This is a genomic window from Ascidiaceihabitans sp. (assembly GCF_039986515.1).
Classification (GTDB): Bacteria; Pseudomonadota; Alphaproteobacteria; order Rhodobacterales; family Rhodobacteraceae; genus Ascidiaceihabitans.
The window spans coordinates 709195-734018 of sequence record NZ_JBDWQO010000007.1 but is presented as its reverse complement, the minus strand read 5'-3'; the positions used below and the strand labels follow the sequence as shown (position 1 = coordinate 734018).

General features: G+C 54.8%; 30 protein-coding genes and 1 tRNA gene. 15 read left to right on the top strand and 16 right to left on the bottom strand.

The annotated features are described in order from the left end of the window. Nucleotides 1–10 precede the first annotated feature (10 nt). The 7 genes from ABJL60_RS06220 to ABJL60_RS06190 form a co-directional block, all read right to left on the bottom strand. Nucleotides 11–655 carry an urease accessory protein UreF gene (locus tag ABJL60_RS06220; protein WP_348431197.1) on the bottom strand — a complete coding sequence of 215 codons (645 nt, stop codon included), beginning with the start codon at nucleotides 653–655 and terminating at the stop codon, nucleotides 11–13. Continuing rightward, nucleotides 639–1112 carry an urease accessory protein UreE gene (ureE, locus tag ABJL60_RS06215; RefSeq protein ID WP_348373555.1) on the bottom strand — a complete coding sequence of 158 codons (474 nt, stop codon included), beginning with the start codon at nucleotides 1110–1112 and terminating at the stop codon, nucleotides 639–641. Before ureE ends, ABJL60_RS06220 begins: the two co-directional genes overlap by 17 nt. Beyond that, nucleotides 1112–2851 (bottom strand): urease subunit alpha, encoded by a 1740-nt coding sequence (gene ureC / locus ABJL60_RS06210; protein ID WP_348373554.1) that lies wholly within the window; start codon nucleotides 2849–2851, stop codon nucleotides 1112–1114. The genes ureE and ureC overlap by 1 nt, the downstream gene beginning before the upstream one ends. After that, complete coding sequence (locus tag ABJL60_RS06205) at nucleotides 2851–3156, bottom strand: urease subunit beta (RefSeq protein ID WP_348373913.1); 306 nt, start codon at nucleotides 3154–3156, stop codon at nucleotides 2851–2853. The genes ureC and ABJL60_RS06205 overlap by 1 nt, the downstream gene beginning before the upstream one ends. Nucleotides 3157–3177: 21 nt before the next feature. Next, nucleotides 3178–3480 (bottom strand): urease subunit gamma, encoded by a 303-nt coding sequence (locus ABJL60_RS06200; RefSeq protein ID WP_348318599.1) that lies wholly within the window; start codon nucleotides 3478–3480, stop codon nucleotides 3178–3180. 3 nt (nucleotides 3481–3483) lie between these two features. Further along, nucleotides 3484–4332, bottom strand: a complete 849-nt coding sequence (locus ABJL60_RS06195) for an urease accessory protein UreD (protein ID WP_348373553.1) — start codon at nucleotides 4330–4332, stop codon at nucleotides 3484–3486. A gap of 276 nt (nucleotides 4333–4608) precedes the next feature. After that, nucleotides 4609–5088: an MmcQ/YjbR family DNA-binding protein gene (locus tag ABJL60_RS06190; RefSeq protein WP_348373552.1), complete on the bottom strand. Its 480-nt coding sequence runs from the start codon at nucleotides 5086–5088 to the stop codon at nucleotides 4609–4611. Between the two features lie 135 nt (nucleotides 5089–5223). Between ABJL60_RS06190 and cysS the strand changes: the two genes are divergently transcribed. From cysS to ABJL60_RS06160, 6 genes are all read left to right on the top strand, one after another. Next, nucleotides 5224–6585 carry a cysteine--tRNA ligase gene (gene cysS / locus ABJL60_RS06185; protein ID WP_348373551.1) on the top strand — a complete coding sequence of 454 codons (1362 nt, stop codon included), beginning with the start codon at nucleotides 5224–5226 and terminating at the stop codon, nucleotides 6583–6585. Beyond that, nucleotides 6582–8198 (top strand): citramalate synthase, encoded by a 1617-nt coding sequence (cimA, locus tag ABJL60_RS06180; protein WP_348373550.1) that lies wholly within the window; start codon nucleotides 6582–6584, stop codon nucleotides 8196–8198. Before cysS ends, cimA begins: the two co-directional genes overlap by 4 nt. Nucleotides 8199–8259: 61 nt before the next feature. Next, a complete protein-coding gene (locus tag ABJL60_RS06175; RefSeq protein ID WP_348373549.1) occupies nucleotides 8260–8667 on the top strand; it encodes a hypothetical protein in 408 nt (135 codons plus the stop codon). Further along, nucleotides 8664–8867 (top strand): helix-turn-helix transcriptional regulator, encoded by a 204-nt coding sequence (locus tag ABJL60_RS06170; protein WP_348373548.1) that lies wholly within the window; start codon nucleotides 8664–8666, stop codon nucleotides 8865–8867. Before ABJL60_RS06175 ends, ABJL60_RS06170 begins: the two co-directional genes overlap by 4 nt. Then, on the top strand, nucleotides 8868–9839 hold the full coding sequence (locus ABJL60_RS06165) for an alpha/beta hydrolase (protein ID WP_348373547.1): 972 nt from the start codon (nucleotides 8868–8870) through the stop codon (nucleotides 9837–9839). It abuts the gene before it with no gap. Continuing rightward, nucleotides 9829–10608: a squalene/phytoene synthase family protein gene (locus ABJL60_RS06160; protein WP_348373546.1), complete on the top strand. Its 780-nt coding sequence runs from the start codon at nucleotides 9829–9831 to the stop codon at nucleotides 10606–10608. The genes ABJL60_RS06165 and ABJL60_RS06160 overlap by 11 nt, the downstream gene beginning before the upstream one ends. Nucleotides 10609–10640: 32 nt before the next feature. Here the strand turns inward: ABJL60_RS06160 and ABJL60_RS06155 are convergent, their stop codons facing one another. Then, complete coding sequence (locus ABJL60_RS06155) at nucleotides 10641–11855, bottom strand: MFS transporter (RefSeq protein ID WP_348373545.1); 1215 nt, start codon at nucleotides 11853–11855, stop codon at nucleotides 10641–10643. Between the two features lie 53 nt (nucleotides 11856–11908). Between ABJL60_RS06155 and ABJL60_RS06150 the strand changes: the two genes are divergently transcribed. From ABJL60_RS06150 to ABJL60_RS06130, 5 genes are all read left to right on the top strand, one after another. After that, nucleotides 11909–12634: a precorrin-6A/cobalt-precorrin-6A reductase gene (locus ABJL60_RS06150; RefSeq protein ID WP_348286415.1), complete on the top strand. Its 726-nt coding sequence runs from the start codon at nucleotides 11909–11911 to the stop codon at nucleotides 12632–12634. Beyond that, the gene (locus tag ABJL60_RS06145) at nucleotides 12621–13247 is read left to right on the top strand and encodes a DNA-3-methyladenine glycosylase 2 family protein (protein WP_348373544.1); all 627 of its coding nucleotides are present in this window, start codon (nucleotides 12621–12623) and stop codon (nucleotides 13245–13247) included. Before ABJL60_RS06150 ends, ABJL60_RS06145 begins: the two co-directional genes overlap by 14 nt. A 19-nt stretch (nucleotides 13248–13266) precedes the next feature. Continuing rightward, complete coding sequence (locus tag ABJL60_RS06140) at nucleotides 13267–13932, top strand: alpha/beta fold hydrolase (protein ID WP_108830101.1); 666 nt, start codon at nucleotides 13267–13269, stop codon at nucleotides 13930–13932. Nucleotides 13933–14009: 77 nt separating this feature from the next. Next, nucleotides 14010–14684: a hypothetical protein gene (locus ABJL60_RS06135; RefSeq protein ID WP_348373543.1), complete on the top strand. Its 675-nt coding sequence runs from the start codon at nucleotides 14010–14012 to the stop codon at nucleotides 14682–14684. Between the two features lie 134 nt (nucleotides 14685–14818). Then, nucleotides 14819–15403, top strand: a complete 585-nt coding sequence (locus ABJL60_RS06130; RefSeq protein ID WP_108828353.1) for an HNH endonuclease — start codon at nucleotides 14819–14821, stop codon at nucleotides 15401–15403. Between the two features lie 363 nt (nucleotides 15404–15766). Here ABJL60_RS06130 and ABJL60_RS06125 read toward each other — a convergent pair whose 3' ends face one another. Both ABJL60_RS06125 and ABJL60_RS06120 read right to left on the bottom strand, forming a co-directional pair. Beyond that, complete coding sequence (locus tag ABJL60_RS06125) at nucleotides 15767–16486, bottom strand: hypothetical protein (protein ID WP_348373542.1); 720 nt, start codon at nucleotides 16484–16486, stop codon at nucleotides 15767–15769. After that, nucleotides 16447–16974 carry a TetR/AcrR family transcriptional regulator gene (locus ABJL60_RS06120; protein WP_348373541.1) on the bottom strand — a complete coding sequence of 176 codons (528 nt, stop codon included), beginning with the start codon at nucleotides 16972–16974 and terminating at the stop codon, nucleotides 16447–16449. The genes ABJL60_RS06125 and ABJL60_RS06120 overlap by 40 nt, the downstream gene beginning before the upstream one ends. A 116-nt stretch (nucleotides 16975–17090) precedes the next feature. Here ABJL60_RS06120 and ABJL60_RS06115 point away from each other — a divergent pair, with 116 nt between their 5' ends. Together ABJL60_RS06115 and ABJL60_RS06110 are read left to right on the top strand one after the other, a co-directional pair. Continuing rightward, nucleotides 17091–17627: a hypothetical protein gene (locus ABJL60_RS06115; protein WP_348373540.1), complete on the top strand. Its 537-nt coding sequence runs from the start codon at nucleotides 17091–17093 to the stop codon at nucleotides 17625–17627. A gap of 205 nt (nucleotides 17628–17832) precedes the next feature. Then, nucleotides 17833–18987, top strand: a complete 1155-nt coding sequence (locus ABJL60_RS06110) for a hypothetical protein (protein ID WP_348373539.1) — start codon at nucleotides 17833–17835, stop codon at nucleotides 18985–18987. Nucleotides 18988–19122: 135 nt separating this feature from the next. On the opposite strand, the gene ABJL60_RS06105 is transcribed toward ABJL60_RS06110, so the two are convergent. The 4 genes from ABJL60_RS06105 to rocF form a co-directional block, all read right to left on the bottom strand. After that, entirely contained in the window at nucleotides 19123–20298 is a 1176-nt protein-coding gene (locus ABJL60_RS06105) for a hypothetical protein (protein ID WP_348373538.1), read from the bottom strand. Nucleotides 20299–20425: 127 nt separating this feature from the next. Continuing rightward, entirely contained in the window at nucleotides 20426–20581 is a 156-nt protein-coding gene (locus tag ABJL60_RS06100) for a hypothetical protein (RefSeq protein WP_348286422.1), read from the bottom strand. 129 nt (nucleotides 20582–20710) lie between these two features. Beyond that, a complete protein-coding gene (locus tag ABJL60_RS06095) occupies nucleotides 20711–21790 on the bottom strand; it encodes an ornithine cyclodeaminase (RefSeq protein ID WP_348373537.1) in 1080 nt (359 codons plus the stop codon). Between the two features lie 19 nt (nucleotides 21791–21809). Beyond that, the gene (gene rocF, locus ABJL60_RS06090) at nucleotides 21810–22736 is read right to left on the bottom strand and encodes an arginase (RefSeq protein ID WP_348286426.1); all 927 of its coding nucleotides are present in this window, start codon (nucleotides 22734–22736) and stop codon (nucleotides 21810–21812) included. 108 nt (nucleotides 22737–22844) lie between these two features. Here rocF and ABJL60_RS06085 point away from each other — a divergent pair, with 108 nt between their 5' ends. Further along, nucleotides 22845–23270: an Lrp/AsnC family transcriptional regulator gene (locus tag ABJL60_RS06085; RefSeq protein WP_348286428.1), complete on the top strand. Its 426-nt coding sequence runs from the start codon at nucleotides 22845–22847 to the stop codon at nucleotides 23268–23270. Here the strand turns inward: ABJL60_RS06085 and ABJL60_RS06080 are convergent. Further along, nucleotides 23267–23728, bottom strand: a complete 462-nt coding sequence (locus tag ABJL60_RS06080) for a disulfide bond formation protein B (RefSeq protein WP_348373536.1) — start codon at nucleotides 23726–23728, stop codon at nucleotides 23267–23269. The genes ABJL60_RS06085 and ABJL60_RS06080 overlap by 4 nt on opposite strands. Then, on the bottom strand, nucleotides 23725–24303 hold the full coding sequence (locus tag ABJL60_RS06075) for a YqaA family protein (protein WP_348373535.1): 579 nt from the start codon (nucleotides 24301–24303) through the stop codon (nucleotides 23725–23727). The genes ABJL60_RS06080 and ABJL60_RS06075 overlap by 4 nt, the downstream gene beginning before the upstream one ends. 120 nt (nucleotides 24304–24423) lie before the next feature. On the opposite strand from ABJL60_RS06075, the gene ABJL60_RS06070 reads away from it, so the two are divergent. Further along, nucleotides 24424–24509: transfer RNA gene (locus ABJL60_RS06070), tRNA-Leu, on the top strand. Nucleotides 24510–24824 lie beyond the last annotated feature (315 nt).

Below are 24824 nucleotides of genomic sequence, written 5' to 3'. Positions count from 1 at the left end.
GGATGTCCTTTTAAGAGCGAAAAATGCGTGAATATTGGGTTTCATGGCGCATGGACACGATGTCGGACAGCCATGCGCAGCTGTGCAGGTCGTCCAGTGTCGCGCCAACGCAGTGTTTTGCTGTTGCCACGCAATGGGGCTTAAAGGTGGTTTGGACTTTTTGCCCATCGATCTGGCCCAGCGGAACCAGCCGCATTGCCGCAGCTATAAGGTTTCCTGTGAAGGCCTGAAGGTACATCGCTGTGGCAAGTTCCGGATCAAGCCGCAGCGTAACCGCCGCCCGACCTACGGCGACAGGATAGCAAAGCTGGCCAAGGTCGATGTTCCAAACGGCCTGAACCGTTTCGCAAAATGCCGCCCCCTGCAAATCGGTCTCGCGCAAGCGCTCGGCGGTTCCGGCAAAGGCGCGGGCCTGGGCGTCAATCATTGGGATCGCGCCATCGTTGCCCGCGTATGCGACGTTCAGCAAGACAGCGTCAGAGCGCGCAGCACCGAATTGAAGCAGGTCAAACACCCATGCTTCCAGTGTGGCTGCTGATGTAATAACCCCGTCATTGATTGCTGTTTCCAACCCGTGTGAATAGGCAAAACTGCCGACCGGAAAGGCAGGAGATAACAGCTGCGAGAGGGTCAAAACGTCAGTGTTGGTGGTCATGGGCGGTTGCACCGTGTTCATGGGAATGGGTTCGGCCATGACCGTAGGCGCCACCTTCTGGGGTGAACGGTTCTTGAACAGGGGTGACAACAGCACCAAGGTGTTCCAACATATGCCCAATGACCGGATCGTTCTGGATCAGCAGACGGTGCGCTTCGATCTGGCACGGGGTATGGCGGTTGCCAATGTGCCACGCCAGTTGCACCATATCGCCCGTCACCTGCAACAAAGGCTCTTGTGCTGCGACCACCTCAATCAGGCGGCCGTCGTCAAGTTCGAAGGCATCGCCGTGATCCAGCGACGTGGTGTGCGCCAAATCAACCAAAAGCGTTTCACCATGATCGGTCGTGATGACTTTGCGCCGTAAAAAACGGTCGTCATAAGCCAGAACACATTGATTGAACGCGCCAGACCATGTGCCCGCTTTGCGGATAACCTGAGAGATATAATCAGCCATCAGAACAAGAAATACCGCTGGGCCATTGGCAATTCTGATGCAGGTTCACAGGTCAGCAATTCGCCGTCCGCGCGGACCTCGTAGGTTTCGGGGTTTATTTCCATATGGGGTGTCGCGTTGTTCAAGATCAAATCCGATTTTCCTATGTTGCGGGTGTTTTGCACCGCAACGGTTTGCTTGTTAAGGCCAAGCGTTTTCCCGATGTCATTGGCCTGCGCCGTCTCAGAGACAAAGCAAACGGCGGAGTGTTCAACGGACCGCCCAAACGCACCGAACATGGGCCGCGAGTAGACAGGTTGCGGTGTCGGGATCGACGCATTCGGGTCCCCCATTTGCGCGGATACAATCGTACCCGCCATCAAGACCATCTCGGGTTTGACCCCGAAAAACGCAGGGTTCCACAAGACAAGATCGGCGCGTTTCCCTTCGGCGATGCTGCCAATCTCGTGGCTGATGCCGTGGGCAATGGCCGGATTGATTGTGTATTTGGCAATATAGCGCCGCACGCGGAAATTGTCGTTTTCGCCGGTTTCCTCAGACAGCCGTCCGCGTTGTTTCTTCATCTTATCAGCGGTCTGCCATGTGCGGATCAAGACCTCGCCCACGCGGCCCATGGCCTGACTGTCGGATGCAATAATCGAAAAAGCGCCCATGTCGTGTAGGATGTCTTCGGCGGCAATGGTTTCACGCCTGATGCGGGATTCCGCAAAAGCCACATCTTCGGGGATGGATTTATCAAGGTGATGGCAGACCATCAGCATATCGAGATGTTCTTCGAGGGTGTTGACCGTGTAAGGCCGGGTCGGGTTGGTAGAGGACGGTAAAACGTGTTGTTCGCCACAAATTTTGATGATGTCCGGGGCATGTCCGCCGCCAGCGCCTTCAGTGTGAAAGGCATGGATCGTGCGGCCTTTCATGGCCGCCACTGTGGTTTCCACAAAGCCCGATTCATTGAGGGTGTCGGTGTGGATCATCACCTGCACATCCATGTCGTCGGCCACCGATAGGCAGCAGTCGATCGCCGCAGGTGTCGTGCCCCAATCTTCGTGAAGTTTCAGCGCACAGGCCCCGCCGTTCACCATTTCCACCAAAGCGTCCGGCTGGCTGGCGTTGCCTTTGCCCGCAAACGCAAGGTTCATCGGAAAGGCATCGGCAGCCTGCAACATGCGTCCGATGTGCCATGGGCCGGGGGTGCATGTGGTGGCCAAAGTGCCATGCGCGGGCCCCGTGCCACCGCCCAGCATCGTGGTCAGGCCAGAGTGCAGCGCGTCTTCGATCTGTTGCGGGCAAATAAAGTGGATATGGCTGTCAAATCCGCCTGCTGTCAGAATGCGCCCTTCACCAGCGATGGCTTCGGTTCCCGGTCCGATGATGATGTCGACGCCCGGCTGCGTATCGGGGTTCCCCGCCTTGCCAATCTTGTGGATGCGCCCGTCTTTCAGCCCCACGTCTGCCTTGTAGATGCCGGAATGGTCCACGATCAGCGCATTGGTGATGACAGTATCAACTGCGCCTTGTGCACGCGTGGCTTGGGATTGTCCCATCCCGTCACGGATCACTTTCCCACCACCGAACTTGACCTCTTCGCCGTAGGTGCGACCGTTCACGCCATTGGCACGCTCTGAGGTCAAATCGCGTTCAACTTCGACAATCAAATCGGTGTCAGCAAGGCGCAGTTTGTCGCCGACGGTAGGTCCAAACATTGCAGCATAATCGGCGCGGCTGATCGTTGTCGCCATCAGAGGTCTCCCATGACTTTGGTGTTGAAGCCAAAGATCCGGCGTGCGCCTGATATTTCGATCAGGTTCACTTCGCGCCGCTGTCCCGGCTCAAAACGCACAGCTGTTCCGGGCGCAATATCAAGGCGGCGGCCATAGGCGGCATCACGATCAAAATCCAAGGCGGCATTGCTTTCGGCAAAATGATAGTGGCTTCCGATCTGAACCGGACGATCACCGGTGTTGGCAACCATCAAAGTAATTGCCTCGCGGCCTTCGTTCAGGATCAGGTCGCCATCGGCGGGGAAAAGTTCACCTGGAATGATTTTGGGGGACATCAGCGTCTCCTAACGGATTGGATTGTGAACAGTGACAAGCTTAGTGCCGTCTGGAAAAGTTGCTTCGACCTGCACGTCGTGGATCATCTCGGCGATGCCATCCATGCATTGGTCGCGGGTGATCACATGCGCACCGGATTCCATCATATCGGCCACTGACCGTCCGTCGCGGGCGCCTTCCACTACGGCATCGGTGATAAGCGCAATGACCTCGGGGTAGTTCAACTTTACCCCACGGGCCAAGCGCTTGCGGGCCACCTCTGCGGCCATGGCAACCAGCAGTTTGTCTTTTTCACGCGGGGTCAGTTGCATGGGTCAAAGTCTCCAGTTCTTGGGCACAGCGTTGTTGGTCATGAGGGTCAGAAGGGGCGTAAGAACCTTGCGCAATGCAAAGCTGTCCTGGGCAATCAAACGTATGACAAGGACATTGTCGGCCAACATACTTGCGCCGCCAAGCTGCGGCAGACGTGCGCGGCATCCAGACAGCAAATTCTTTGCGGCGGGATCGACTAGCACAAGACTTGCCATCGCCCGTGCGCCGCCAGCAATCGCACTGTGGGTGAGCCGCGTGGCAAGATCACCGTCCATCTGGACGCGATCAAGATAGATAGGGCAGCCGTCTGAGGTGATTGAAACACGGTCGCGGATGGCACCGGACCTGAGGGCCTCGCCAGATGCCTCGCGGCCAAAAACCAGCGGTTCCAGCATCAGGAATTTGGCGCTTGGATGCACGTCCACGTCCAGGCTGCGCTCCAGATTGCATCCCTCAAACAGGATCGTCTCTTGGGGCAACCAAAAAAGTTGGGCGTCTTGCGCGACCGACAGATTGGTCTTCATGTGACCCGGCTCCGATCCAGTGGCGCGGTAGATGCGTTCGGCAGCTTGGGTTGTGACGCTAATGCGTGCGTTTTGCCGGGCTGATATCGTTGTTGCAAACCTATCTCCGCCCGTAACGCCACCGGCTGTGTTGATAATGACCGCTTCAAGGGTGCCATTTTGTGGGCGGGGAAAGATCGATCTGTAAGACCCTTCTTGGCGCAAATCCTTTAGGCGACTGACCTTCAAAAGATCGGCACCGTCACGCGCACAGGTGGCACTTATCACGATGCGACCTCGCGCCCGTTGGAACGCTGGCGTCAGTGCGATGGGAAGCTGCTGTGTCACGTGTTTCTCATAGTGGTCCAGACCAAAAGCGTGAACGCGTTTCGCAAGCTGCGCAAGCGTAGCGGGCACAGGTGCTACAATTGCGCCGCATAACGGCCCGGTGATGAAAATATGGTCGCTGATGTTTAAAAAATGCGCGGAAAAAAGACCAACAGGCGCGTCGCGCTGAACCGGCCTACGTGTGGTCGACGCTGCTGCAGATTGTAGTGGGCAATAACGACCACTTCGGATTGAGGAACAGAGCCTGCCGTCGGTCCAATTCTTGTGGTCCTGACCCTAAGCCCGCGGGGCCAATGTCGCTTGAAATTTCTTTGTCAGTCCGCTGCGCACGATGTCATAAGACTGCGCCAAACGGTCCGCCATTTCGGCAGGGTCAGCACCTTCCCATTGCACGCGCACCCAAGATCGGTGGAAATAGGGGGCCTTTTCTGCCGCGCCGACCTCGATAAGCAGTGCGGCCGTTTCAACGTCTGGCGTTTTGACGGACACGCCGTCGCCTTTGACGCCGATGCTGGCAAACATTTTGCCACCAATTTTCCACGCATCATGGCCACCGCCCCACGGATCGGAAAGTTCAGCGCCGGGGAAGGTGGCGCAAATGGCATTGATGTCGTCGCGTGTCATGGCGCCAATGTGCCGCGTTTTGCGTTGAATGTGAACAAAATGCTCCAACCGAACGCCGACCACGTTGTCCGGATCTTGTGCTTTGCAGCTTGACCCGGCCCCCGCACAGGCGCTAACGGTAGCGCATGACACGCTTTGCACTCATTATTAACTGCTGCATTCCCTGCTGAACTTTTCAAGCGGGCCGTTTCTGTCATTCCAAATATAGACCAGAATTGTTAAGCCCGCGCCCGAGGACCGTTTGGACATGCCTTGAAGGACGCCGCTATGACCGAGATCACACTTTACAACACCGCAATCCGCGCCAAAGAGGTGTTGAAGCCTTTGGATGCCACCAACGTGCGCATGTATGTGTGTGGCCCAACCGTCTACGACCGCGCCCATATCGGCAATGCGCGGCCTGTGATCATCTTTGACGTGTTGTTTCGCTTGCTGCGCCATGTTTACGGTGAAAATGCAGTAACTTATGTGCGAAATTTCACGGATGTGGATGACAAGATCAACGCACGCGCCGCTGAAAGTGGCCGGTCTATCGGGGACATAACGGCGGAAACCACACAGTGGTTTTTGGACGATATGGGGGCCGTGGGCGCACTGGAGCCAACTCAGATGCCGCGCGCCACGGCGTATATCCCGCAAATGGTTGCGATGATCGAGACGCTGGTCGCGGACGGCTTCGCCTATGAAAAAGAAGGCCATGTGTTGTTTCGCGTGCGCAAATACGAGGACTATGGCAAGCTGTCGGGCCGCTCTGTTGATGATATGATTGCCGGCGCACGGGTAGAAGTCGCACCCTACAAGGAAGACCCGATGGACTTTGTCATGTGGAAGCCATCTGACGCGGCCACTCCGGGCTGGGACAGCCCGTGGGGGCGGGGGCGTCCGGGCTGGCATATCGAATGCTCTGCCATGGCTGAAGACCTTTTGGGGTCCGAATTTGACATTCACGGCGGCGGCAACGATCTGACCTTTCCGCACCACGAAAACGAGATCGCACAAAGCAAATGCGCGGGTCACGGCTTTGCCAATATCTGGATGCACAACGAGATGCTGCAGGTCGAGGGCAAGAAGATGTCCAAGTCGCTTGGTAACTTTTTCACGGTACGTGACTTGTTGGATAAGGGGGTGCCAGGCGAGGTGATCCGCTTTGTGTTTCTGTCCACGCATTACCGCAAGCCAATGGACTGGACCGGGCAGAAGGCGGCGGACGCTAGTAAGACATTGCGCAAATGGTACGCGCTGATTGATGGCGAACCCAATTCGGTTGTGTCCCAAGACGCCATCGGGGCATTGACGGATGATTTGAACACCGCAGGTGCGCTTGCGGCGTTGCACACTCTTGCCAACACCGGTGAGACGGCAATGCTGCGCGGGACGTTGCAATTTCTGGGGTTGATGGGCGATGCGGCACCGGCTTGGGCCAATGCATCCGAATTTGATTTCACGCAATGGGAAGCGCATTTCCAAGCGGTGCGTGGCGCGGCTATGGCAGCAAAAGACTTTGGGCCAGTGGACGCGTTGAAAGCCATGTTCGCAAATGCAGGCGTCGAAGTGCGCATGTCCAAAGACGGCGTTGAACTTGTGGCTGGCCCTGATTTTGACGCCTCAAAACTAGAGGGGCTCACATGACCCGCGAACGCCTTTATCTTTTCGACACCACATTGCGTGACGGGCAACAAACGCAAGGGGTGCAATTTTCAACGCCCGAGAAAATCCAGATCGCGCAAGCGTTGGACGCTTTGGGTATTGACCATATCGAAGGCGGTTGGCCGGGGGCAAACCCCACCGACAGCGCGTTTTTCGACGAAGCCCCAAAGACCCGCGCCACCATGACGGCGTTCGGCATGACAAAGCGCAACGGAATATCTGCCGAAAATGACGATGTGCTGGCGGCTGTGATGAATGCAAACACGCCTGCTGTGTGTCTGGTGGGAAAAACCCATGATTTCCATGTGGAAACCGCACTTGGCATAACTTTGGCCGAGAACATCGAAAACATCACCCGCAGTTTTGCCCATGTCACCGCACAGGGCCGCGAGGCGATTTTTGACGCAGAACACTTCTTTGATGGTTACAAATCCAACCCGGCTTATGCGTTGGAGGCCATCAAAGCGGCCTATGATGCGGGTGCGCGCTGGATCGCGTTGTGTGACACCAACGGGGGGACGCTGCCCGCGGATGTGGGGCGGATTGTCGGGGATGTGATTGCCGCGGGCATTCCCGGGGACCATCTGGGCATCCACACGCACAATGACACCGAAAACGCAGTCGCTTGCAGTTTGGCGGCAGTGGACGCAGGTGCGCGCCAAATACAAGGGACGCTGAATGGGTTGGGGGAACGCTGTGGCAATGCCAATTTGACCGCGCTGATCCCGATTTTGTTGCTAAAAGAACCCTATGCCAGCCGTTTTGATACCGGAGTGGACCGTGACGCGTTGCTGTCGCTGACGCGTGTGTCGCGTATGCTGGATGAAATCCTGAACCGTGTGCCACAAAAGCAGGCCGCCTTCGTTGGATCGTCGGCGTTTGCGCATAAGGCGGGCTTGCATGCCAGCGCGATTCTGAAAGACCCGACCACCTACGAACATGTCGATCCCGCAACAGTGGGCAATGCGCGTATCATTCCGATGTCCAATCAAGCGGGGCAGTCAAACTTGCGACGGCGTCTGGCAGAGGCGGGGCTTGACGTTGCGGCCAAAGACCCCGCTTTGGTGCGCATTTTGGAACGGATCAAAGACCGCGAGGCGCAGGGCTATTCCTATGACACGGCGCAGGCCAGTTTCGAGCTGTTGGCGCGGGACGAGTTGATGCAGATGCCCGACTTTTTCGAAGTCAAACGCTACCGCGTCACGGTTGAACGGCGCAAAAACAAACGCGACCAGATGGTAAGCCTGTCCGAGGCTGTGGTTGTCGTAAAGGTGGATGGCGAAAAGAAACTGTCGGTCAGTGAAAGCATGGATGCGACCGGCTGTGACCGTGGGCCTGTGAATGCTTTGGCCAAAGCGCTTGCCAAGGATTTGGGCATTTACACCGAAATCATCAACGATATGCATCTTGTGGATTTCAAAGTGCGTATCACACAAGGCGGCACCGAAGCGGTCACGCGTGTCATCATCGACAGCGAAGACGGGCAGGGGCGTCGCTGGTCTACGGTGGGCGTGTCCGCCAACATAATCGACGCCTCGTTTGAGGCATTGTTGGACGCTATTCGGTGGAAGCTTATTCGGGATGTGAAAAAGTAACCTTGACGTTACATGTTTGAGTCGCCATGTTACCTGTAGGTTACATAAAGGGACGATTCACATGGCACTATCCTCATTCCAAATCACGACAGTCCGCAGCGTATCCTTGGCTATGGTCGGCTTGTGTTGCCTGACATATGCCGTTCTGGCCATGGCACAGGACCGGCCCGACCCGCTCCTTTGGTATGTGCCGGGCGCTGGGGGCATTCTGGCCAGTATCGGGATTTTCGCATCCTTTGCTTTGGCGGGACGGCAGGAAATCTTGCAAGCCACGGATGAGTTGTACCGCATGGTCAATCACCGCGCCCAGCGCCATTCCTACTGGGTGGCCTTGGCGCTTTATCCGCTGTTTGCTGTGTTGCGCGGCTTTGATGTGGTGTCGGTCAACACCAGTTTGGCCGCGATGGGAACGCTGACAGGCGCCAGTTATTTGCTGTTGGTGACACTGTATGAATGGCGCCTGTCATGAGCGAATTACGCAATAACCTGAAAGCGTTACGCGCAGGACGGGGCATGACCCAAGCCGATTTGGCAACCGCCGTTTCTGTGTCGCGTAAAACCATAAACACCATTGAAAACCGCGTATTTGTACCTTCGACCGTGTTGGCGCTGCGTCTTGCTGATGTGCTCCACGTCAGCGTTCACGATATTTTTGAATTGGAAAACTAGATGCTTTTTACCGTTGCCAAGTTTGTTGCTGTTTCACTGTGCATCACTGCGTTGATTGCGCTGGGTTTGATTGCGTCGCAAAAATCAGTTGAAATCACCGGCAGTGAGGGGCTGGATTTCACAGATGCCATTCTACAGGATCTTAGTGCGCTTCCTGACCCGTCCATGGTCCCGATGCGCGACGGGACGGATTTGGCCGTCAGGCGCTACGGTGACGCGGGGCCACTGGTGGTGATGGTGCACGGGTCGGGGTGGAACGGGATGCAATTTCACAGTCTGGCCAAGGCACTTGGGGCGCAGGCGCAGGTGCTGGTCCCTGATTTGCGCGGGCATGGTGCCAATCCGGAACGCCGCGGTGATGTGGATTATATCGGTCAGTTTGAAGATGACTTGGCAGATTTGATTGCAGCGACAAAGGCACAAGATCAAAAGGTTGTGCTGCTTGGGCATTCATCGGGCGGGGGGCTTGTGGTCCGCTTTGCAGGTGGCGCACATGGGACGATGATCGACCATGCGGTGCTGTTGGCCCCGTTCCTGAAGCACAACGCGCCCACAACCCGTAAAAACGCAGGCGGCTGGAGCCATGTTCTGATGCGCCGGATCATCGGGCTCAGCATGTTGAACACCTTTGGGATCACTGCGCTGAACCATTTGACGATCATCCAGTTCAATATGCCGCGCGTGGTGTTGGACGGGCCACTGGGGCGCACGGCCACAACATCCTATTCCTACCGTCTGAACACCGGTTTTGCACCGCGTGGGGCCTATGCAGATGACATTGCAGCCTTGCCCGCCTTCGATTTGATTGTGGGGGCGGACGATGAAGCCATGGTTGCCGACGCTTATGAACCTTTGATGGCGGGCATGACTGGCAAAGGGCGGTATCGGGTGCTACCTGACGTGGGACATTTGGGGGTGGTTGATGCGCCCGAAACCCTGACCGCCATACAAGAGAGCCTCAGTGACCTTTAACGACGATCTTAACGCCTGCGCCGCTTTAGTTGAAAAAGGCGATCCACTGCGGTTTCGCACAGTTATGGCCGCCCCTTTGGCTGCACGCGAAAAGCTGTTTGCGCTGTATGCGTTCAATGTTGAAGTCGCGCGTGCACCTTGGGTGACACAAGAGCCGATGATCGCCGAAATGCGTTTGCAATGGTGGCGCGATGCCTTGGACGAAATCGCGCAAAACGCAGGCAAAATCCGCCGCCATCAGGTGGTGACGCCGCTGGCACGGGTGATCGACACAACCAGCGCCACCCAGCTTGATGCATTGGTGGCTGCGCGGCGGTGGGACATCTACAAAGACGCCTTTGAAGACGAAGGCCATTTTGAACGCTACATCGACGAGACCTCGGGCCATCTTTTGGTGGCGGCGGTTCGGGCGTTGGATCCGCAAGTCGCACGCGATTGCGAAACCGTGTTGCGCGATGCAGCCTATGCCAGCGGAGTTGCGTCATGGTTGCGTGCGATCCCGGCCCTTGTGGCTGCAAAACGCATTCCTTTGCTGGATGGGCGTGATGCTGGGATCAAGTCGCTGGCACGGTCTGCATTGGACCGTTTGCGCAAGGCGCGTGCGCACCACCGTAGCATCTCCAAAGCCGCTGCACCGGCGCTTTGGCCCACTTTGCAGGCTGCACCAACACTCAGGGCCGTGATCAAACGTCCTGATCTTGTGGCTGACGGGCTACCGGATGCGCCGCGCGACGGGCTATGGTGGGCCGCTTTACGGTCGCGCTGGTAAGCCTTGCTTCAAGCCCCACGTGAAAGTCAGTGTCAGGCTGTGTGCTCTGCGGGGCGCATGGCCAGCCAGATCAATGCACCACCTGCCAACACCAAGAACGGTGCCATGGCAAAGTTCACGGCCGCCCAACCTTCGACGGGATTGCCGCCAGAGCAGTTCATCAACCCGCCCGATGCCAATGACGCAAACGTCACGCCACCAAACACCAGCAAATCGTTTAGGCCTTGCATGCGTCCCCGTTCCTCGGGGGCGTGGGATGCGGCCAACATCGCTGTCGCGCCGATAAAGCCAAAGTTCCACCCCAGTCCCAAAAGGATCAGGGCGCCGTAGAAATTAAGCAGCTCAACCCCGGTCAGGGCCACAACGCCTGCTAGCGCCAAAATCACCAAACCCGTGCCGACGATTTTTTCGACGCCAAACCGTGCAATCAGATGGCCGGTGAAAAACGACGGTGCGAACATGGCTAGAACGTGGCTCATGACGACGTTGGATGCGTCGCTTTGCGCAAATCCACAGCCCACAACCGCCAAAGGCGTCGACGTCATAACAAGGTTCATCAGCGCGTAGGATACCATCGCGCAAATCACGGACACAGCAATGCGTGGTGTGGTGATCAGTTCCCAACGCGTGCGGCCTTTGGGGCTGTCAGCTGTGGGTTTGGGCGGCGCAGGGATGTCGATAAAGAAGAACAGGGCGGAGCCCACCACGTTTAGGGCAACGACAAACAGATAGGCCCCCATGAACGGCACCACAAACGCGTTCGACGTGATCGTTCCCATCTGGGTGCCGACGATTGCGGACAAAAGGCCACCCGCCATCACGTACGAAATCGCCTTGGGGCGGAATTCGTCGGACGCGGTGTCGGCTGCGGCAAAGCGGTAGAAGCCTTGCGCGCTCATGTAGATGCCGGTGAAGAAGCTGCCGATCAAGAACACCGGAAAACTGCCCAAATACAGACCATATGCGCAAATCAGACCGGCGACGGCCCCCCCTGCGGTGCCCACCAGAAATCCTGCCCGCCGACCGAAGCGTTGCATGATGGATGAAATCGGCGTGGCCGAAATCATGGACCCCAGAACGATCAAGGAAATGGGCAGTGTGGCCAGGCATGCGTTTGATGCCAATGACAGCCCTGCAAGCCCGCCAAACGTGAAAACAAGTGGCATTTGTGCGCCAAGGAAAGCCTGCGCAAGGACCAGAACGGCCACGTTACGTTTGGCGCGGGTGTCGTCGATTATTGCTGTCATGCAGCAGCGATAGACGTTAGCTTTGCTGCGAACAAGGGGCCATGCACATTGCAATGAAACTGTTACTGATCGCCGGAATGGGCGAAAGCGTGGACTTGGCGCAATCTTTGTCCACATTGCCGGGGATAGAGGTCGTGGCCGTGACGGAAGGCCGCGCAGTGGCGCGGGCGAAACCGCCTGTGCGTGTGTATGAGGGCGGCTTCAGTGATGATCGGGCCTTTGCCGATTTTCTGCGACAAGAAGCATTTGATCTGGTCATTGACGCCGCCCATCCCTTCCAATTTTCGCTGGGGCGCGTTGCACGGGCGACAGGGCAGGGGTATCTGCGTGCGTCCCGCGATCTATGGCCTGAAAATCCCGGTTACATCTTGCGCCCGACATTGGCCGATGTGGTGGCGTGTTTGCCCCAAGACGCCCATGTCTTTGCAGTGACCGGACGGGGCAGTTTGGCCGCGTTTGAAAACCGCCCCGATGTGACAGTGCATTGCCGCCAACTGACCCGCCACGATGATCCGTTTCCTTTGCCTTTGGGTGGTTTTGTGTTCGGTGCCGGCCCGTTTTCCGTCGAAGATGAAGTTGCGACGTTTCAGGCGTTGGGCGTCACCCATCTGGTGTTGCGAAACGGGGGCAGCGTCATGGGGCACAGCAAATTGGCCGCAGCGGCGCGTGTCGGGGTGCAGGTTGCCATGATCACGGCACCGCGTTGGAACATTCCAGCGGACGCGCAGATGTCTTTTGCGGATATCCTGAAACAGGTCAAATCCTATGCGTCTCATTGAAACAGATGCGGACGTGGCCGAAGGGGCCGCGTGGCTTGCCGCCAATGACCCGCGGTGTGCCCGCGCTTTGGCCGAAACCGGCCCCTTGCCGCTGCGGCGCAGACCTGACGGGTTTTCCCAACTGCTTAGCGCCATTATCAGCCAGCAAGTCAGCGTGGCCTCTGCAGCTGCCATTTGGGGGCGTATGGAAGCCTCGGGCTTGGTCAGTGAAGCGGCTGTGCTGGCTGCGGGCGATGACGGATTGCGCGGCGCAGGGCTAAGCCGCCAAAAAATCGCCTATGCGCAGGCTTTGGCAGGGGCGGGCATAGACTATGATGCGCTGCGTGATGTGCCGGACGCAGAGGTGATCGAAACGCTGACGGCTGTGAAAGGCATCGGCGTCTGGACTGCCGAGATTTACGCGATGTTTTCGTTGGGGCGTACCGACGTGTTTGCGCCGGGGGATCTGGCATTGCAGGTGGCCGCAAAAGATATGTGTGGTTTGCCCGCGCGGCCCACCGAAAAAGAGCTGCGCGCACTGGCGCAGCAGTGGTCTCCATGGCGGTCTGTTGCAGCGCGGCTGTTGTTTGCGTACTACCGCATTGTAAAAGGACGCGAGGGGTTCGCGACATAATGGATTTAAGGGGATGTCTATGACACGGGTATTGAAATCAGAGCGGCGCGAACCAGTATCTGGCGATGTGCGGTCGGTTGTTGTTTTTGTGCACGGTTACGGCGCAAACGGCGCGGACCTGTTGGGGCTGGCCGATCCCTTGGGCGAACATCTGCCCGATACTTTGTTCATCGCACCTGACGCGCCAGAGCAAATCCCCGGCATGCCAAACGGGTATCAGTGGTTCCCGATCCCATGGATTGACGGATCATCCGAAGAAGAAGCCGAACGGGGGCTGTTGGCGGCGGCTGACGATTTCAACGCCTTCCTTGACGCGTTGATGGTCGATGAAGACGTGATGCCGGAGCAGGTGGTGTTGTTCGGGTTCTCGCAAGGCACGATGATGTCGTTGCATGTGGCGCCGCGTCGCGAAGACGAAGTTGCGGGCATCGTTGCATTTTCAGGCAGGCTGTTGCGCCCTGAATTGTTGGCAGACGAAGTGGTCAATCGCCCACCTGTTTTGTTGGTACACGGTGACATTGACGATGTGGTGCCGCCCCAATCGCTGCAAGAAGCTGCCGAAACCTTGCAAGAAGCAGGCTGGAAAGAGGTGTTTGCGCATGTGATGAAGGGCACCGGCCATGGTATCGCACCGGACGGGCTTAGCGTGGCTTTGGCGTTTATGCGTGACAAACTGCGGTTGTGACTGAAACATAAAGTATGCAACCAACGCGGACAAAATTTGTGATCTTCACGGCTTCTCGATCTGGAAGCACGGCATTTGTGCGTGCCATAGACACGCACCCTGATGTGCTGTGCTATGCGCATCCCTTTTTTCCCGATATCTTGAAAACTCCGCGGTTTTCAAAATTGGACCCAAACAAAGTGGATGTGGCATCGCGGTATGATCGTCCTTTGGAATACATTACCGACTTGATGTCTCATAGGCGAAACAAGTTGGCCGTCGGTTTGAAGATTTGGCCCATCGAAGGCGACACAGCCTGTATGGACGCCATAAAAATGCTTGGTGCTGACGAGACGATCAAGAAGATCCGTCTGTTTCGTGAAAATGAATTGGCTGCATTTTCATCGTGGCAACTTGTGCGTGAAAAGAACGCGCAACCTCATTTGTTTAAGCCGGGATTGAAAAAACCCAAAATTACATTCCGCAAAAAACTGTTTGTCACCTTTTTGGAACGCAGGCGGGCGTGGCGTGACGCCAGCCAAAATCTTGCAAAAGGCGATGTGTTGACCCTTCCTTACGAGGGGTTGACCGGTGAAGGGCTGCAACGCGCAGCTGCTTTTTTGAACCTAACGCTGCCGCACATCTTCAAAACACCAAGTGAAAAGCGAAACTCTAACGATATTCTTGGGCGATTTGAAAAATCGGAACACCGACGTTTACTGCGAACATTGGACCAAATCGGCCATCCGGAATGGGTCTCGGAGGGCGCTTAGGCACTATACATCTAGTATCCCATGTATCACTTGCCTGTTACAAACCACGATATATAGTCAAGCCAAGTTGGATCGGGGGATCCCGCCCCCGAAGGATCGCACGGGCTCCGTGCAGGGCGAGGACTTGAACACGAATGGACGGCGACTTTAGAACTGATTTCACGCGCAATCCGGGCGCATTAAAACATCATCCTGCGTTGGTGTTGAATGCGGATTACCGCCCGCTCAGCTATTATCCCTTGTCCCTTTGGCCTTGGCAGGACGCGGTAAAGGCCGCTTGGCTGGACAGGGTGGACATCGTGGCGGAATATGAAACCACGGTCAGCAGCCCCTCCACGACCCTTAGGATCCCGTCGGTTGTTGTTCTGAAAGACTATGTCAAACCCCAAAAGCGCGTGGCCTTCACGCGCTTTAATTTGTTTTTAAGGGACGAATTCCGATGTCAGTACTGTGGCACGAAAGGGGATTTGACCTTTGATCACGTGGTGCCGCGTGCCAGTGGCGGAGTGACGAGCTGGCAAAACGTGGTGGCGGCATGTAGCCCATGCAATCTGAAAAAGGGCTCAAAACATCTGCACCGCACGGGCATGTCGTTGCGCAAACCACCGCGCCAACCACAAGCGGGTGAATTGATGAATATGGGACGCAAGTTCCCGCCAAACCACCTGCATGAAAGCTGGATGGATTTTCTGTATTGGGACGCGGAACTTGAGGCGTAGTTCGAACGTAAACCACCCAATTGTAGAGGGAAGCATAAATCTCCCAAAAATGGTGGTTTTGCTTCCGAAGTGGAAGCATCGGTTTCACCAAGTCATAATTTGATGGGGTTTTGGCGGTCTTGGGGCTGGCTCTTGTCTTCATGCTGAGGAATAAGCGTAAGCACGCTAAAATGCCGTTTCTTCTAAGATTTGAAGTACACGCCGAGTTTGGAGGAACGCTTTGGTGTCGCATGTGAAGCTGCCCTTATCCGAAACCAAGTGGCGGAAAGGAGACATTCGCTGCGCTATGCACCAAGGGCGGCATTGCGGGACTTAGCGCCATTTCGCTTCGGCTGCGCCAATGTCAGCTATCGAGCGTGATGTTCAAATGTGCTGATAGACAACTGATACTTCGCATTCCAATATTGCTGCTATTTTGCACACCGCATCATTCGATATTTCTCCTATGTTTGGGTTCATCGCACTCAATGCAAAACATCCGAACGCCTGATGAAACGCATAGGTTAGCTCATCGAGTGAAGCTGCCGTGGAACAGCAAGGCAATCGGTATTTTTTTAACTGGAACCCGACCTTTTCATCATGGTCCGAAGACATGGCTTCGCCCCACCAATCAAAGCCGATATTGGCGCTGCACCGCGGGCATGTTATCGTTTCAAGGTTTGAACCGCAGTCAAAAAGTTGAACATGTTCATTCTGAACAATTTCGATTTCGTCTGCATCGGGCATCAATCTTTCCAAGTGTTCGAGTGACGCCTGAGCGTTATCTGGCAAAGGGATATGTTTCGGGCTTTTTGGAACGATCAAAATCCAGTTGTCAGACATAATTTGCACCTCAGCATGCTTTTTGTTCAGCTCAAATAGCAGACAATCGTAAGACTTGCAGCATCCGGAACTTTGGGCTCTTCGGTAGTATTCGCCGCAAAAACCAAGACAGGCCGGTTCCAAAATCAGGGCCGTTCGCTGCGAGGCGATGCGGTCAGTGAGCGGTAGCCTTTCGACCTTTGTACCGCCTAACTGAATGCCCACTTGAGAGTATTTTTCGTTTAACGTGACGCAGTTAAGAGCGCTTGCGATGACAAGCAAATGCGGCGTGCAATATCTGGGATCGCTCCTGATGCTTCGCCTTTCAGCCAAGTTCTTATAACGGTAAACGTAACTGCGGCAATTGGATTGGCAAGAAAGGGTAAGCCCAGCGGGCCCGAATGGCCCTTAAGGTTTTCTGTTACTCTCGCTGCCAGTGCATTTTCCAGTTTCTGACCAGTTGTGCCAAACAAAACCATCCGCCCACGATCTCTGTGAGACCAAATATGATGCAGGACGGCTTCAATTTTCGGATATGCATCCCCGCCCTGAGTAGCCGTTGCAAGATCTTCCACCATCGGTGCCATGTTCTCGAGCAAGATCGCGTCTTTGTCGGGATAATGCATATAGAGCGTTGAACGGCCCACGTTTGCAGTGCGAGCTACATCTATCATTCGGATGTCATCGTATCTGCCTTTGAATACAAGTTCAGCAAACGCTGACTTAATCGCTGCGCGTGTTTTCTCAGTTTGTCGATTATGTGCAGTCATAGAGTTCGGCCAATCGTAAGAGTACGTCTTATATTGGACATATATGGCATTGTGTCCAATGTGTCTTCTATGCCTGTGCGCTAACTATTCCCACGGAAAATAAGAAGGATTTGGTCATGGCGTCTCTGAATGCGCGCGTTAGCGCGGTAAGTTTAATTGTGGGCAGCGTCGCGACTGTTGCGCTAGGCTTTGCCCCCGAACTGGTGCCGCTGAGGTTTCTAGCACTCGGGATTTCAATTTTGGGTGCTTGGGGGTTCGCAGACGAGATGGGTATGCGCAAACCACTTAACCGAGCCGGACTAGTAGCCCTAGGGTTTGCAGCCGTGGCAAAGACACTGGAGCTCCTAAATCTAGGGAACTCTGAGATTTCCGGTAGTAGCCTTCTCTACGCATTTGCTTTGCTTTTGGCATTACTGCTGTGGTCGGTGGCGTTCCTTCATCGCGACGGGCAATTGAAAATCGGCGGCGCTGTCGGTGCATCTGTTACCGTCATTCCAATCTTGATCTTGATTGCCGGGCACATTTTCGTTGGCGTTGGTGCCTTTTGGGGCATTGGTACGCTTTACGGCGGGCTGGGCGATCCGATGGCTGCAACGCCACAGATCATCACAATCGTTGATGTTGTGTTTGCGGTATGGCCAAGGTATCGCTGATGGCGTGCGAGCTTGTGAAATGATTGGGAGCCTGCTTGTAGATGGACCTCAAGCGGCTATCAAAGATTACACTGCTACTGATTGGGCAGCAGTCGGGGATGCCGGTTTTGAGGTCTGCTCAAAGGGGGCTGAAGCGATACGAAGTGCCCTTCGGACAGTCCGGATTAATTCAGGGAGGACAAGTGGAAGGACGGGGCCTCAGGCGGTGTTTGGCCATCTTTACAATTCCATCAAGAAGAGCGAGCGGGAAGGGGGGCTGGGACCGATCGTTGATGTTGTCCGCGACGCAATCGTTGAGAACTTTGCCATCGGCGCTGGTGAAACTGTGCTCGGAAAGGTTGTGCCTGAAAGAAAAGTGCATTCAGTGAACTCTCTGACAAGGGCCACAAAAACGCACAAATATCGGCTTTATCGTCTCGCACGTACAATGGGTATGATCCCAGAGACTGCGGATCAGGCGGCATTTAATCAGTGGGTTTTTCCCGCTGAGGAGGCTGAACGCCTGATCGAAAAGATTGAAAACTCCATTCCGCAAAATCTGGTCATAAAGTTTCTCGGGTGTACTATCACCCAAGTTGAGCACTTGGTTCGCAATGACTTCATCCGGTCGATCACACCGATTTCTGAAGGGCAGGTGGGCCAGATGCGGGGTAATTTCAACCGCGACGACTTGAATGGTTTTTTGGAGTGTATCTGCCGGAATTTGTCTGTGGTTTCGACCGAAACTGATGGGTATATCAGCCTTTCCGGCGCCTCACGTATGCGGACGGATACAGGGCAGGTTATGGGCTGGTTTCTTGATGGAAAACTCTCAAAAACATATCTGTTGCGTGGCGTCCAACGTCTCGATCACCTTAGATTTTGCCACGCAGAGGTGACTGGTCAAATAGATGAAGCGCAAGATCATGACTACCATAGACTGTTTTCGGTTTCCTTGATGTTGGGGGCGTCCTTAACCGCTATCAAGCGTCTTACTTCGCGCGAAAATGGAGCTCCCTTATTGGCACTGGTTGACCCTGAAAAGTGCAAAAATCTTCCCGGGTCAGCCTATGTTTCGGCTGCGCAGATAGAGCGGTTCAAGGCCAAGTATCTGACCTCCGGCCTCGTGGGGCGAGAGTTCGGTATCAATTCTGCATCAGCCCGTCGCATTCTGAAACAAGCGGGCATCTTACCAGTGGTCGATCCAGCGTTGCTTAAGACATTCGTCTACTTGCGCGAGGATGTACTATCAGTGGCGTCCGTTTTTGCAGCTCAAACACTGCCTGCAAAAGATCCGAATGAAACGTGCCCAACACTGGACGCGGGACGAACTTTTGATGAAGACAACAAAATTGGTGAATCTGATGCTTCCATCCTGTGAATCCGATGCTTCCAGTATTGCAACGGTTAAACTCAACCCTCATAGAAATAAGGGCTTTGGATCAAAAATTGTGAAATTTATGGTTCACTCTACACCAAAACCACGTGCTGTGAACCGTGGTCTAGGGTCCTGACCCTACGGGGGCGTATCTATTCCGATCAACGACAGCCCGTAGGTCAGAACCTCTGCCAGCAAAGGCATGTTTTCTGAAATCAGGGTAAAGAGTGGAATTGCACCAAGCAGGCACAGCGGTCCAACCACGGCGACCGTCAGGCGTCGTTTTTCTTTCTCGCGATCTTTCCAAACTTCCAGAACCTCAACAGCGTTGGCAAAATCACCATTGAGATGGATGCGGTCGATAAGGTCGCGTTTCAATGCGCTCGGGCTGTTGGACACGCCTGCAACATCAAGGATTTGACCTGCCGCGTAGTCGGGCTTTCCATAGTATTCGATGACAGGTGCCACGATGTTTTCGACCACGGTGCAATACAGATTTCCGCTGCGCAAAATTTCTTGCGCACGGCTGTAGGCCTTGATGGCGGGATTGCGTTTAGAAAACACATCGACTGCCATGAAAAGCAACAAAAACAAGGTGGTGATGAACGACATTGAAATGTAGGAAGCGTCAATCGCGCTTTGAAAAAACAATACAAGCTCCGATCCGCCGCGCACTTCGAAATTGCTTAGGAATATGGTGGTGAACAGCGGTAAGAATACACTCAAATAGGCGAACACGAAGAATTTGACGCTTTTGACATCCAGCCCTTTTCCATTGCGGCTCAGAAACTGACGTTTGCCTTCTGTGATCCGGTAAGACGGAAGATACAGACGTTTGGAATATTTGATGTTTTCAACAGCCAGAAAAGCGGATTCAAAACAGGTGTTGAATTGCTGACGCAACAGCAATGCGACAGGGGCCTGAATGTCCAGCTCGTCGCCGATTTGCTTTCCCTTCAGAAAAGCCAAATTCGGTTTGAATGACAAAAAATCCCGAATTTCCACGTCCGAACCGTCTTTGGGAAACACAGCATCATGCAATTTGCGCGGAGTGACGGAAATCGCGCCATATTTGCTGCAGTCGTTCATGTTGTCGGGCAACAGCATTCCATGCGACTGCGACCGCACTTTTTCTTTGCCTTTGATCTGGTCGCTGATCAGCTTTGCGACTTTCACGACCTCTTTGGATTTTTCTTTGTCGGATGGGTTCTGGGGAAGGTTCTTGTCGAAAACATCATTCAGCTTGTCTGATATTTCCAACTTGAAGACAAAAATCCCGTCGGTTCTAATCCAATAGCTGACAGTGTCCGGCAAGCTGTTCCCGTAGCGGAAAAACCTGTTCTCCGATGTCGTTAGCTCTCTGCTTTTGCACGTAAAGCTTAGCCAAGGCACAGCGCTGACCGGACACCAGTCCCAAAAGTAACACACAGTCATTGGAAATTTAGCCCTTGATGCCCACAGCGATCGCCATGCTTCCCGCAAGGACCAAGGCAACAACCCAGATCGAAAAAAAGACTGCCTGACCGATGGACAATGAAGACGCATTTTTGCGTTTTGCATCAGACAGATCGACTGGCACCGATAGTTTTTTGGTCAAAGGACACCCCACCCGTTACCCCACAACACAAACAATGGCTGGCCATGCAAAGTCAAGAGCGACGGGTTTTTGGTGTGTCGCGTGGGGTGTGTTTGACTGCAACGACAGCGACGCACCGCAACCGTGATCCTAGGGATGACAGCGCTTTACCATGCCAAACAAATCCCGTGGATCATCGGGATCGGCCAGCAAATCCAATGCCTCAAAAAAATCGCTGCCCACAATCTGGTCGCGAATGAACCGCAAGGCACTGAAATCTTCGATGGCAAACCCGACGCTGTCAAACAATGTGATCTGGTCTTGCGATGTGCGCCCCTGCGCTTGTCCGGTCATGACCTGCCAAAGCTCTGTCACGGGGTGGTCTTCTGCCAATTGCTGGATTTCGCCTTCGATGCGGGTCTGGGGCGGATATTCTACAAAGATGTTTGCGCGGTGCAGGATGGCTTCCGCCAGTTCCGTTTTGCCCGGACAGTCCCCCCCGATGGCGTTGATGTGGACACCTGCGCCGACCATGTTGTCGGACAATACGGTCGCGTTTTGCTTGTCTGCTGTGCAAGTGGTGATGATGTGCGCGCCCTGAATGGCGTCCTGTGCCGATGTGCAGCAGGTGACTTTCAAACCGGTTCCGGCCAGATTGCGCGCCGCTTTTTCCGTAGCAGTGGGATCAATGTCGAACAATCGCACTTCTTCGATGCCCACGATAGCTTGCAAAGCGACTGCCTGAAATTCAGACTGGGCCCCGTTGCCGATCATGGCCATCACACGGGCGCCTTTGGGCGCCAACATCTTGGCCATCACGGCTGATGTGGCCGCTGTGCGCAGCGCTGTCAGAAGGGTCATTTCGGTCAAAAGGACAGGATACCCTGTATCTACATTTGCCAAAAGTCCAAACCCCACAACGGTTTGCAGCCCGCTTTTGATGTTCTTTGGGTGGCAGTTTACGTATTTAAACCCATAGTCTAAACCATCAGAGGTCGGCATCAATTCCATCACCCCGTCTTCGGTGTGGCTGCCCAACCGGGGCGTTTTGTCAAAGCTTTCCCAGCGTTTGAAATCATCCTCGATATAGGCTGCGATGCCTTTTAGCGTGTCTTGCATGCCGATGTGGTGCACCAAACGCATCATGTTCTCGACAGAGACAAACGGGACCATAGCGGCCTTCGAGGGGGTCAAATGCGCAGATGTTTTGTGTTCCGGCAAAGCGTTCATGGGAAGTCTCCTGTGGTGTTTAGGCAAATGCGCGTGTCGGGCGGTCAAAGACAGTGCGGCCAAAAGCGGAAGCCGTCAGGTCGACCATCAATTGTGCAGTCCGGCCGCGCTCATCGAGAAACGGGTTCAATTCAACCAGATCAAGCGAGGTCATCAGGGCGCTGTCGTGCAACATTTCCATCACAAGATGGGCTTCGCGCACTGTCGCACCTCCGGGTACAGTGGTGCCAACGGCGGGGGCCACTGAAGGGTCAAGGAAATCGACATCCAATGACACATGCAGCAAGCCGTTTGCGTGGCGGACCTTGTTCAAAAACTGGGCCAATGGTGCCGCGATCCCGTGTTCGTCAATGGTGCGCATATCGATGCCGGTGATCTGTGTGTCCTGAAGGGCCGCCCGCTCTGGTCCGTCGACCGACCGCAAACCCAACATTGTGACATTTTCATAGGGCACCGGATGTTCAAACATCGGAAAATCGTGAAATCCTGTGCGCCCTGTCAGATAGCCGACGGGCGTGCCGTGCAGGTTGCCAGAACTGGTGCTTTGCGGGGTATGGAAGTCGGTGTGGGCATCCAGCCATAACACAAACAACGGGCGGTCTTGTGCTGCGGCGTGGCGTGCCACACCCAGAACCGTGCCCAGTGACAAAGCGTGATCGCCCCCCATAAAGACGGGTAGGCTGTCTTGCATTGCTGTTTCGGCCACCCGCGCAAGGGCTGTTGTCCACCCGACGGTTTCAGGCAATGCAACCAGGCCACTTTGTTCGGCAATTGCGTTGGCATCGGGGGCGACATTGCCCAGATCATCGACTGTGTGACCCAACGATTGAAGGGCGGATGCGAGGCCAGCAGTGCGAAACGCATCTGGGCCCATCAAGCACCCCTGTCTGGTTTTGCCACAATCCATAGGGGCGCCGATCAGTTTGATTGCGTGTGTTACGGTCATTGAGATTTCTCATTTTATTGTCAAAACAGGAGATATCCGCGAAAATGTTCAGTAATAACTACCCAAATTGATCAATTTGGATGTATATGCGCCAAAATGGAGGTACACATGGACGATACGGACTTAAAGTTGATTGCGGCTTTGCGCCAGGACGCGCGGGCATCGTTGTCGGACTTATCGGCCGCTCTTGGGATGTCGCGCACCACAGTGCGCGGCCGTATGGAACGGCTGAAGGCACGGGGTGACATTTTGGGCTTTTCGGTCGTTTTGCGCGAAGACAGCCTAAAAGATCCTGTGCGCGGTTTGATGATGATCGGCATCGAAGGCCGCGGCACGGACCGTATCATCCGGCATTTGAACGGATTAAGTGCGGTACGCGAGATTTACAGCACAAATGGCCGTTGGGACATCGTGGCTGAAATCGGAACCGACACATTGGAGAGTTTTGACCAATGTCTAAACCAGATCAGACGCCTGGATGGTATTGTCGCCAGCGAAACGAATTTACTGCTCTCGGCGAAAAAAGTGACTTAGGCGCGCAGCTTTAGCGCTATCAACCATGCCAGACACAAACCGGATGACACCAACCCGTTCCAACCTGCCATGCTGATCCCGAATAAATCCCATGGAATGTCATCGCAGCGCACCAATGGGGCTGTCAAAATCTGTTCAAGCAATTGATCGGCGCTCAGCGTGCCAATGTCGCCGGATGTGCAGGACGTTGGGCCTTCGAACCAACCTTGTTCCACACCTGCGTGATAAAACCCGTACCCCGCCGTGATGGCTGCGGCAATTGCGCCACAAATGATCCAAAGAATGTGGGGCAGGGCCAGTGCCAGCACCCCAAAGGCGATGGCAGCAACATGGGGATAGCGTTGCGTTATGCACAGCTTGCACGGGGCCAAACCACCCAAATGCTGAAAGGCAAAGGCCGCCAGCAACAGCGCAAGCGATCCACCTGCGGCGATTACAATCCAATAAGACCGCGTCATATTTTGCCCAATGCATAAAAGGTCGTGATCAGCACCACGATCGCCAGCATCAGGATAAGGCCAAGATAGCGTTCTATGAAATCACGAACCCTTGGGCCGAAGGTATGAAGCAGCCATGCCACCAGAAAGAAACGCAAGCCCCGCGCCAGAATTGATGTTGCGATGAAGGTCATAAGGGGCATGCCGGTCCAACCGGACATGACCGTGATGACTTTGTAAGGGAAAGGCGTGATGCCTGCGGTCAACACGGCCCAAAAGCCGAAATCGTTGAATTTGGTGCTGAATTCCTGCATCGCGTCGGCTTTGCCCAATGCAGCCAGCATTGGTTGGCCGATGGTTTCATAGGCCATTGCCCCAATCGCATATCCAAGCAATCCGCCCAAAACGGATGCCACCAAACCAACGCCGGCAATTTTGAACGCGCGATGAGGGGCTGCCAGAATCATGGGAATCATCAAGAGGTCCGGGGGAATCGGAAAAAACGAACTTTCCGCGAAAGCGACGATGGCCAAAATCCACATCGCTTTGGGGTGCTGCGCCCATTCCAGCATCTTAGCGTTCAAATTTTTGAACATTTTTACCCCTGTTTCCTGTTGAAAATAGGCCAGACCACGCAATTTATTCACAGTCAAGGCGCAGGGGTGCAAAATGCGCTGGACGCGCCCGAAGCGTCGGGTTAAACGACGTCCCATGAGGCCCAAGTGGCGGAATGGTAGACGCGGTGGATTCAAAATCCACTTCTGTAACAGGAGTGCCGGTTCGAGTCCGGCCTTGGGTACCAACAGGTTTTAGCACCTGACCTCGAAACGCTAAATCCACCAAATCCGGACACGACCTTAGACACTGTATTGGTGCACACCGGGCTGGCTGGTTTCTGCCAGTTTTCTATCGAACAAATAGAAGTTTTGGCGGCTTTCTGAGCCGCATTACGATTCGGTGAAATCCGCCACCGGTTCGGGCATCCGTGGACCATTTGCAGGCGCAACCCGTGCGATTTTTCCGATTTTCTTTGGTTTAACTCGATAAATTGGGTCTTGGCGTCAACTTATCCACATAGATGTTGACGATAGGGGGCCACATGCCACTATAGAGCGCA

Coding starts and splice junctions, on each gene's coding strand:
- ABJL60_RS06220 (WP_348431197.1), bottom strand. CDS start 655: ATGACCACCAACACTGACGTTTTGACCCTCTCGCAGCTGTTATCTCCT.
- ureE (WP_348373555.1), bottom strand. CDS start 1,112: ATGGCTGATTATATCTCTCAGGTTATCCGCAAAGCGGGCACATGGTCT.
- ureC (WP_348373554.1), bottom strand. CDS start 2,851: ATGGCGACAACGATCAGCCGCGCCGATTATGCTGCAATGTTTGGACCT.
- ABJL60_RS06200 (WP_348318599.1), bottom strand. CDS start 3,480: ATGCAACTGACCCCGCGTGAAAAAGACAAACTGCTGGTTGCCATGGCC.
- cysS (WP_348373551.1), top strand. CDS start 5,224: ATGACCGAGATCACACTTTACAACACCGCAATCCGCGCCAAAGAGGTG.
- cimA (WP_348373550.1), top strand. CDS start 6,582: ATGACCCGCGAACGCCTTTATCTTTTCGACACCACATTGCGTGACGGG.
- ABJL60_RS06175 (WP_348373549.1), top strand. CDS start 8,260: ATGGCACTATCCTCATTCCAAATCACGACAGTCCGCAGCGTATCCTTG.
- ABJL60_RS06170 (WP_348373548.1), top strand. CDS start 8,664: ATGAGCGAATTACGCAATAACCTGAAAGCGTTACGCGCAGGACGGGGC.
- ABJL60_RS06165 (WP_348373547.1), top strand. CDS start 8,868: ATGCTTTTTACCGTTGCCAAGTTTGTTGCTGTTTCACTGTGCATCACT.
- ABJL60_RS06155 (WP_348373545.1), bottom strand. CDS start 11,855: ATGACAGCAATAATCGACGACACCCGCGCCAAACGTAACGTGGCCGTT.
- ABJL60_RS06150 (WP_348286415.1), top strand. CDS start 11,909: ATGAAACTGTTACTGATCGCCGGAATGGGCGAAAGCGTGGACTTGGCG.
- ABJL60_RS06145 (WP_348373544.1), top strand. CDS start 12,621: ATGCGTCTCATTGAAACAGATGCGGACGTGGCCGAAGGGGCCGCGTGG.
- ABJL60_RS06140 (WP_108830101.1), top strand. CDS start 13,267: ATGACACGGGTATTGAAATCAGAGCGGCGCGAACCAGTATCTGGCGAT.
- ABJL60_RS06130 (WP_108828353.1), top strand. CDS start 14,819: ATGGACGGCGACTTTAGAACTGATTTCACGCGCAATCCGGGCGCATTA.
- ABJL60_RS06120 (WP_348373541.1), bottom strand. CDS start 16,974: ATGACTGCACATAATCGACAAACTGAGAAAACACGCGCAGCGATTAAG.
- ABJL60_RS06115 (WP_348373540.1), top strand. CDS start 17,091: ATGGCGTCTCTGAATGCGCGCGTTAGCGCGGTAAGTTTAATTGTGGGC.
- ABJL60_RS06095 (WP_348373537.1), bottom strand. CDS start 21,790: ATGAACGCTTTGCCGGAACACAAAACATCTGCGCATTTGACCCCCTCG.
- rocF (WP_348286426.1), bottom strand. CDS start 22,736: ATGACCGTAACACACGCAATCAAACTGATCGGCGCCCCTATGGATTGT.
- ABJL60_RS06085 (WP_348286428.1), top strand. CDS start 22,845: ATGGACGATACGGACTTAAAGTTGATTGCGGCTTTGCGCCAGGACGCG.
- ABJL60_RS06080 (WP_348373536.1), bottom strand. CDS start 23,728: ATGACGCGGTCTTATTGGATTGTAATCGCCGCAGGTGGATCGCTTGCG.
- ABJL60_RS06075 (WP_348373535.1), bottom strand. CDS start 24,303: ATGTTCAAAAATTTGAACGCTAAGATGCTGGAATGGGCGCAGCACCCC.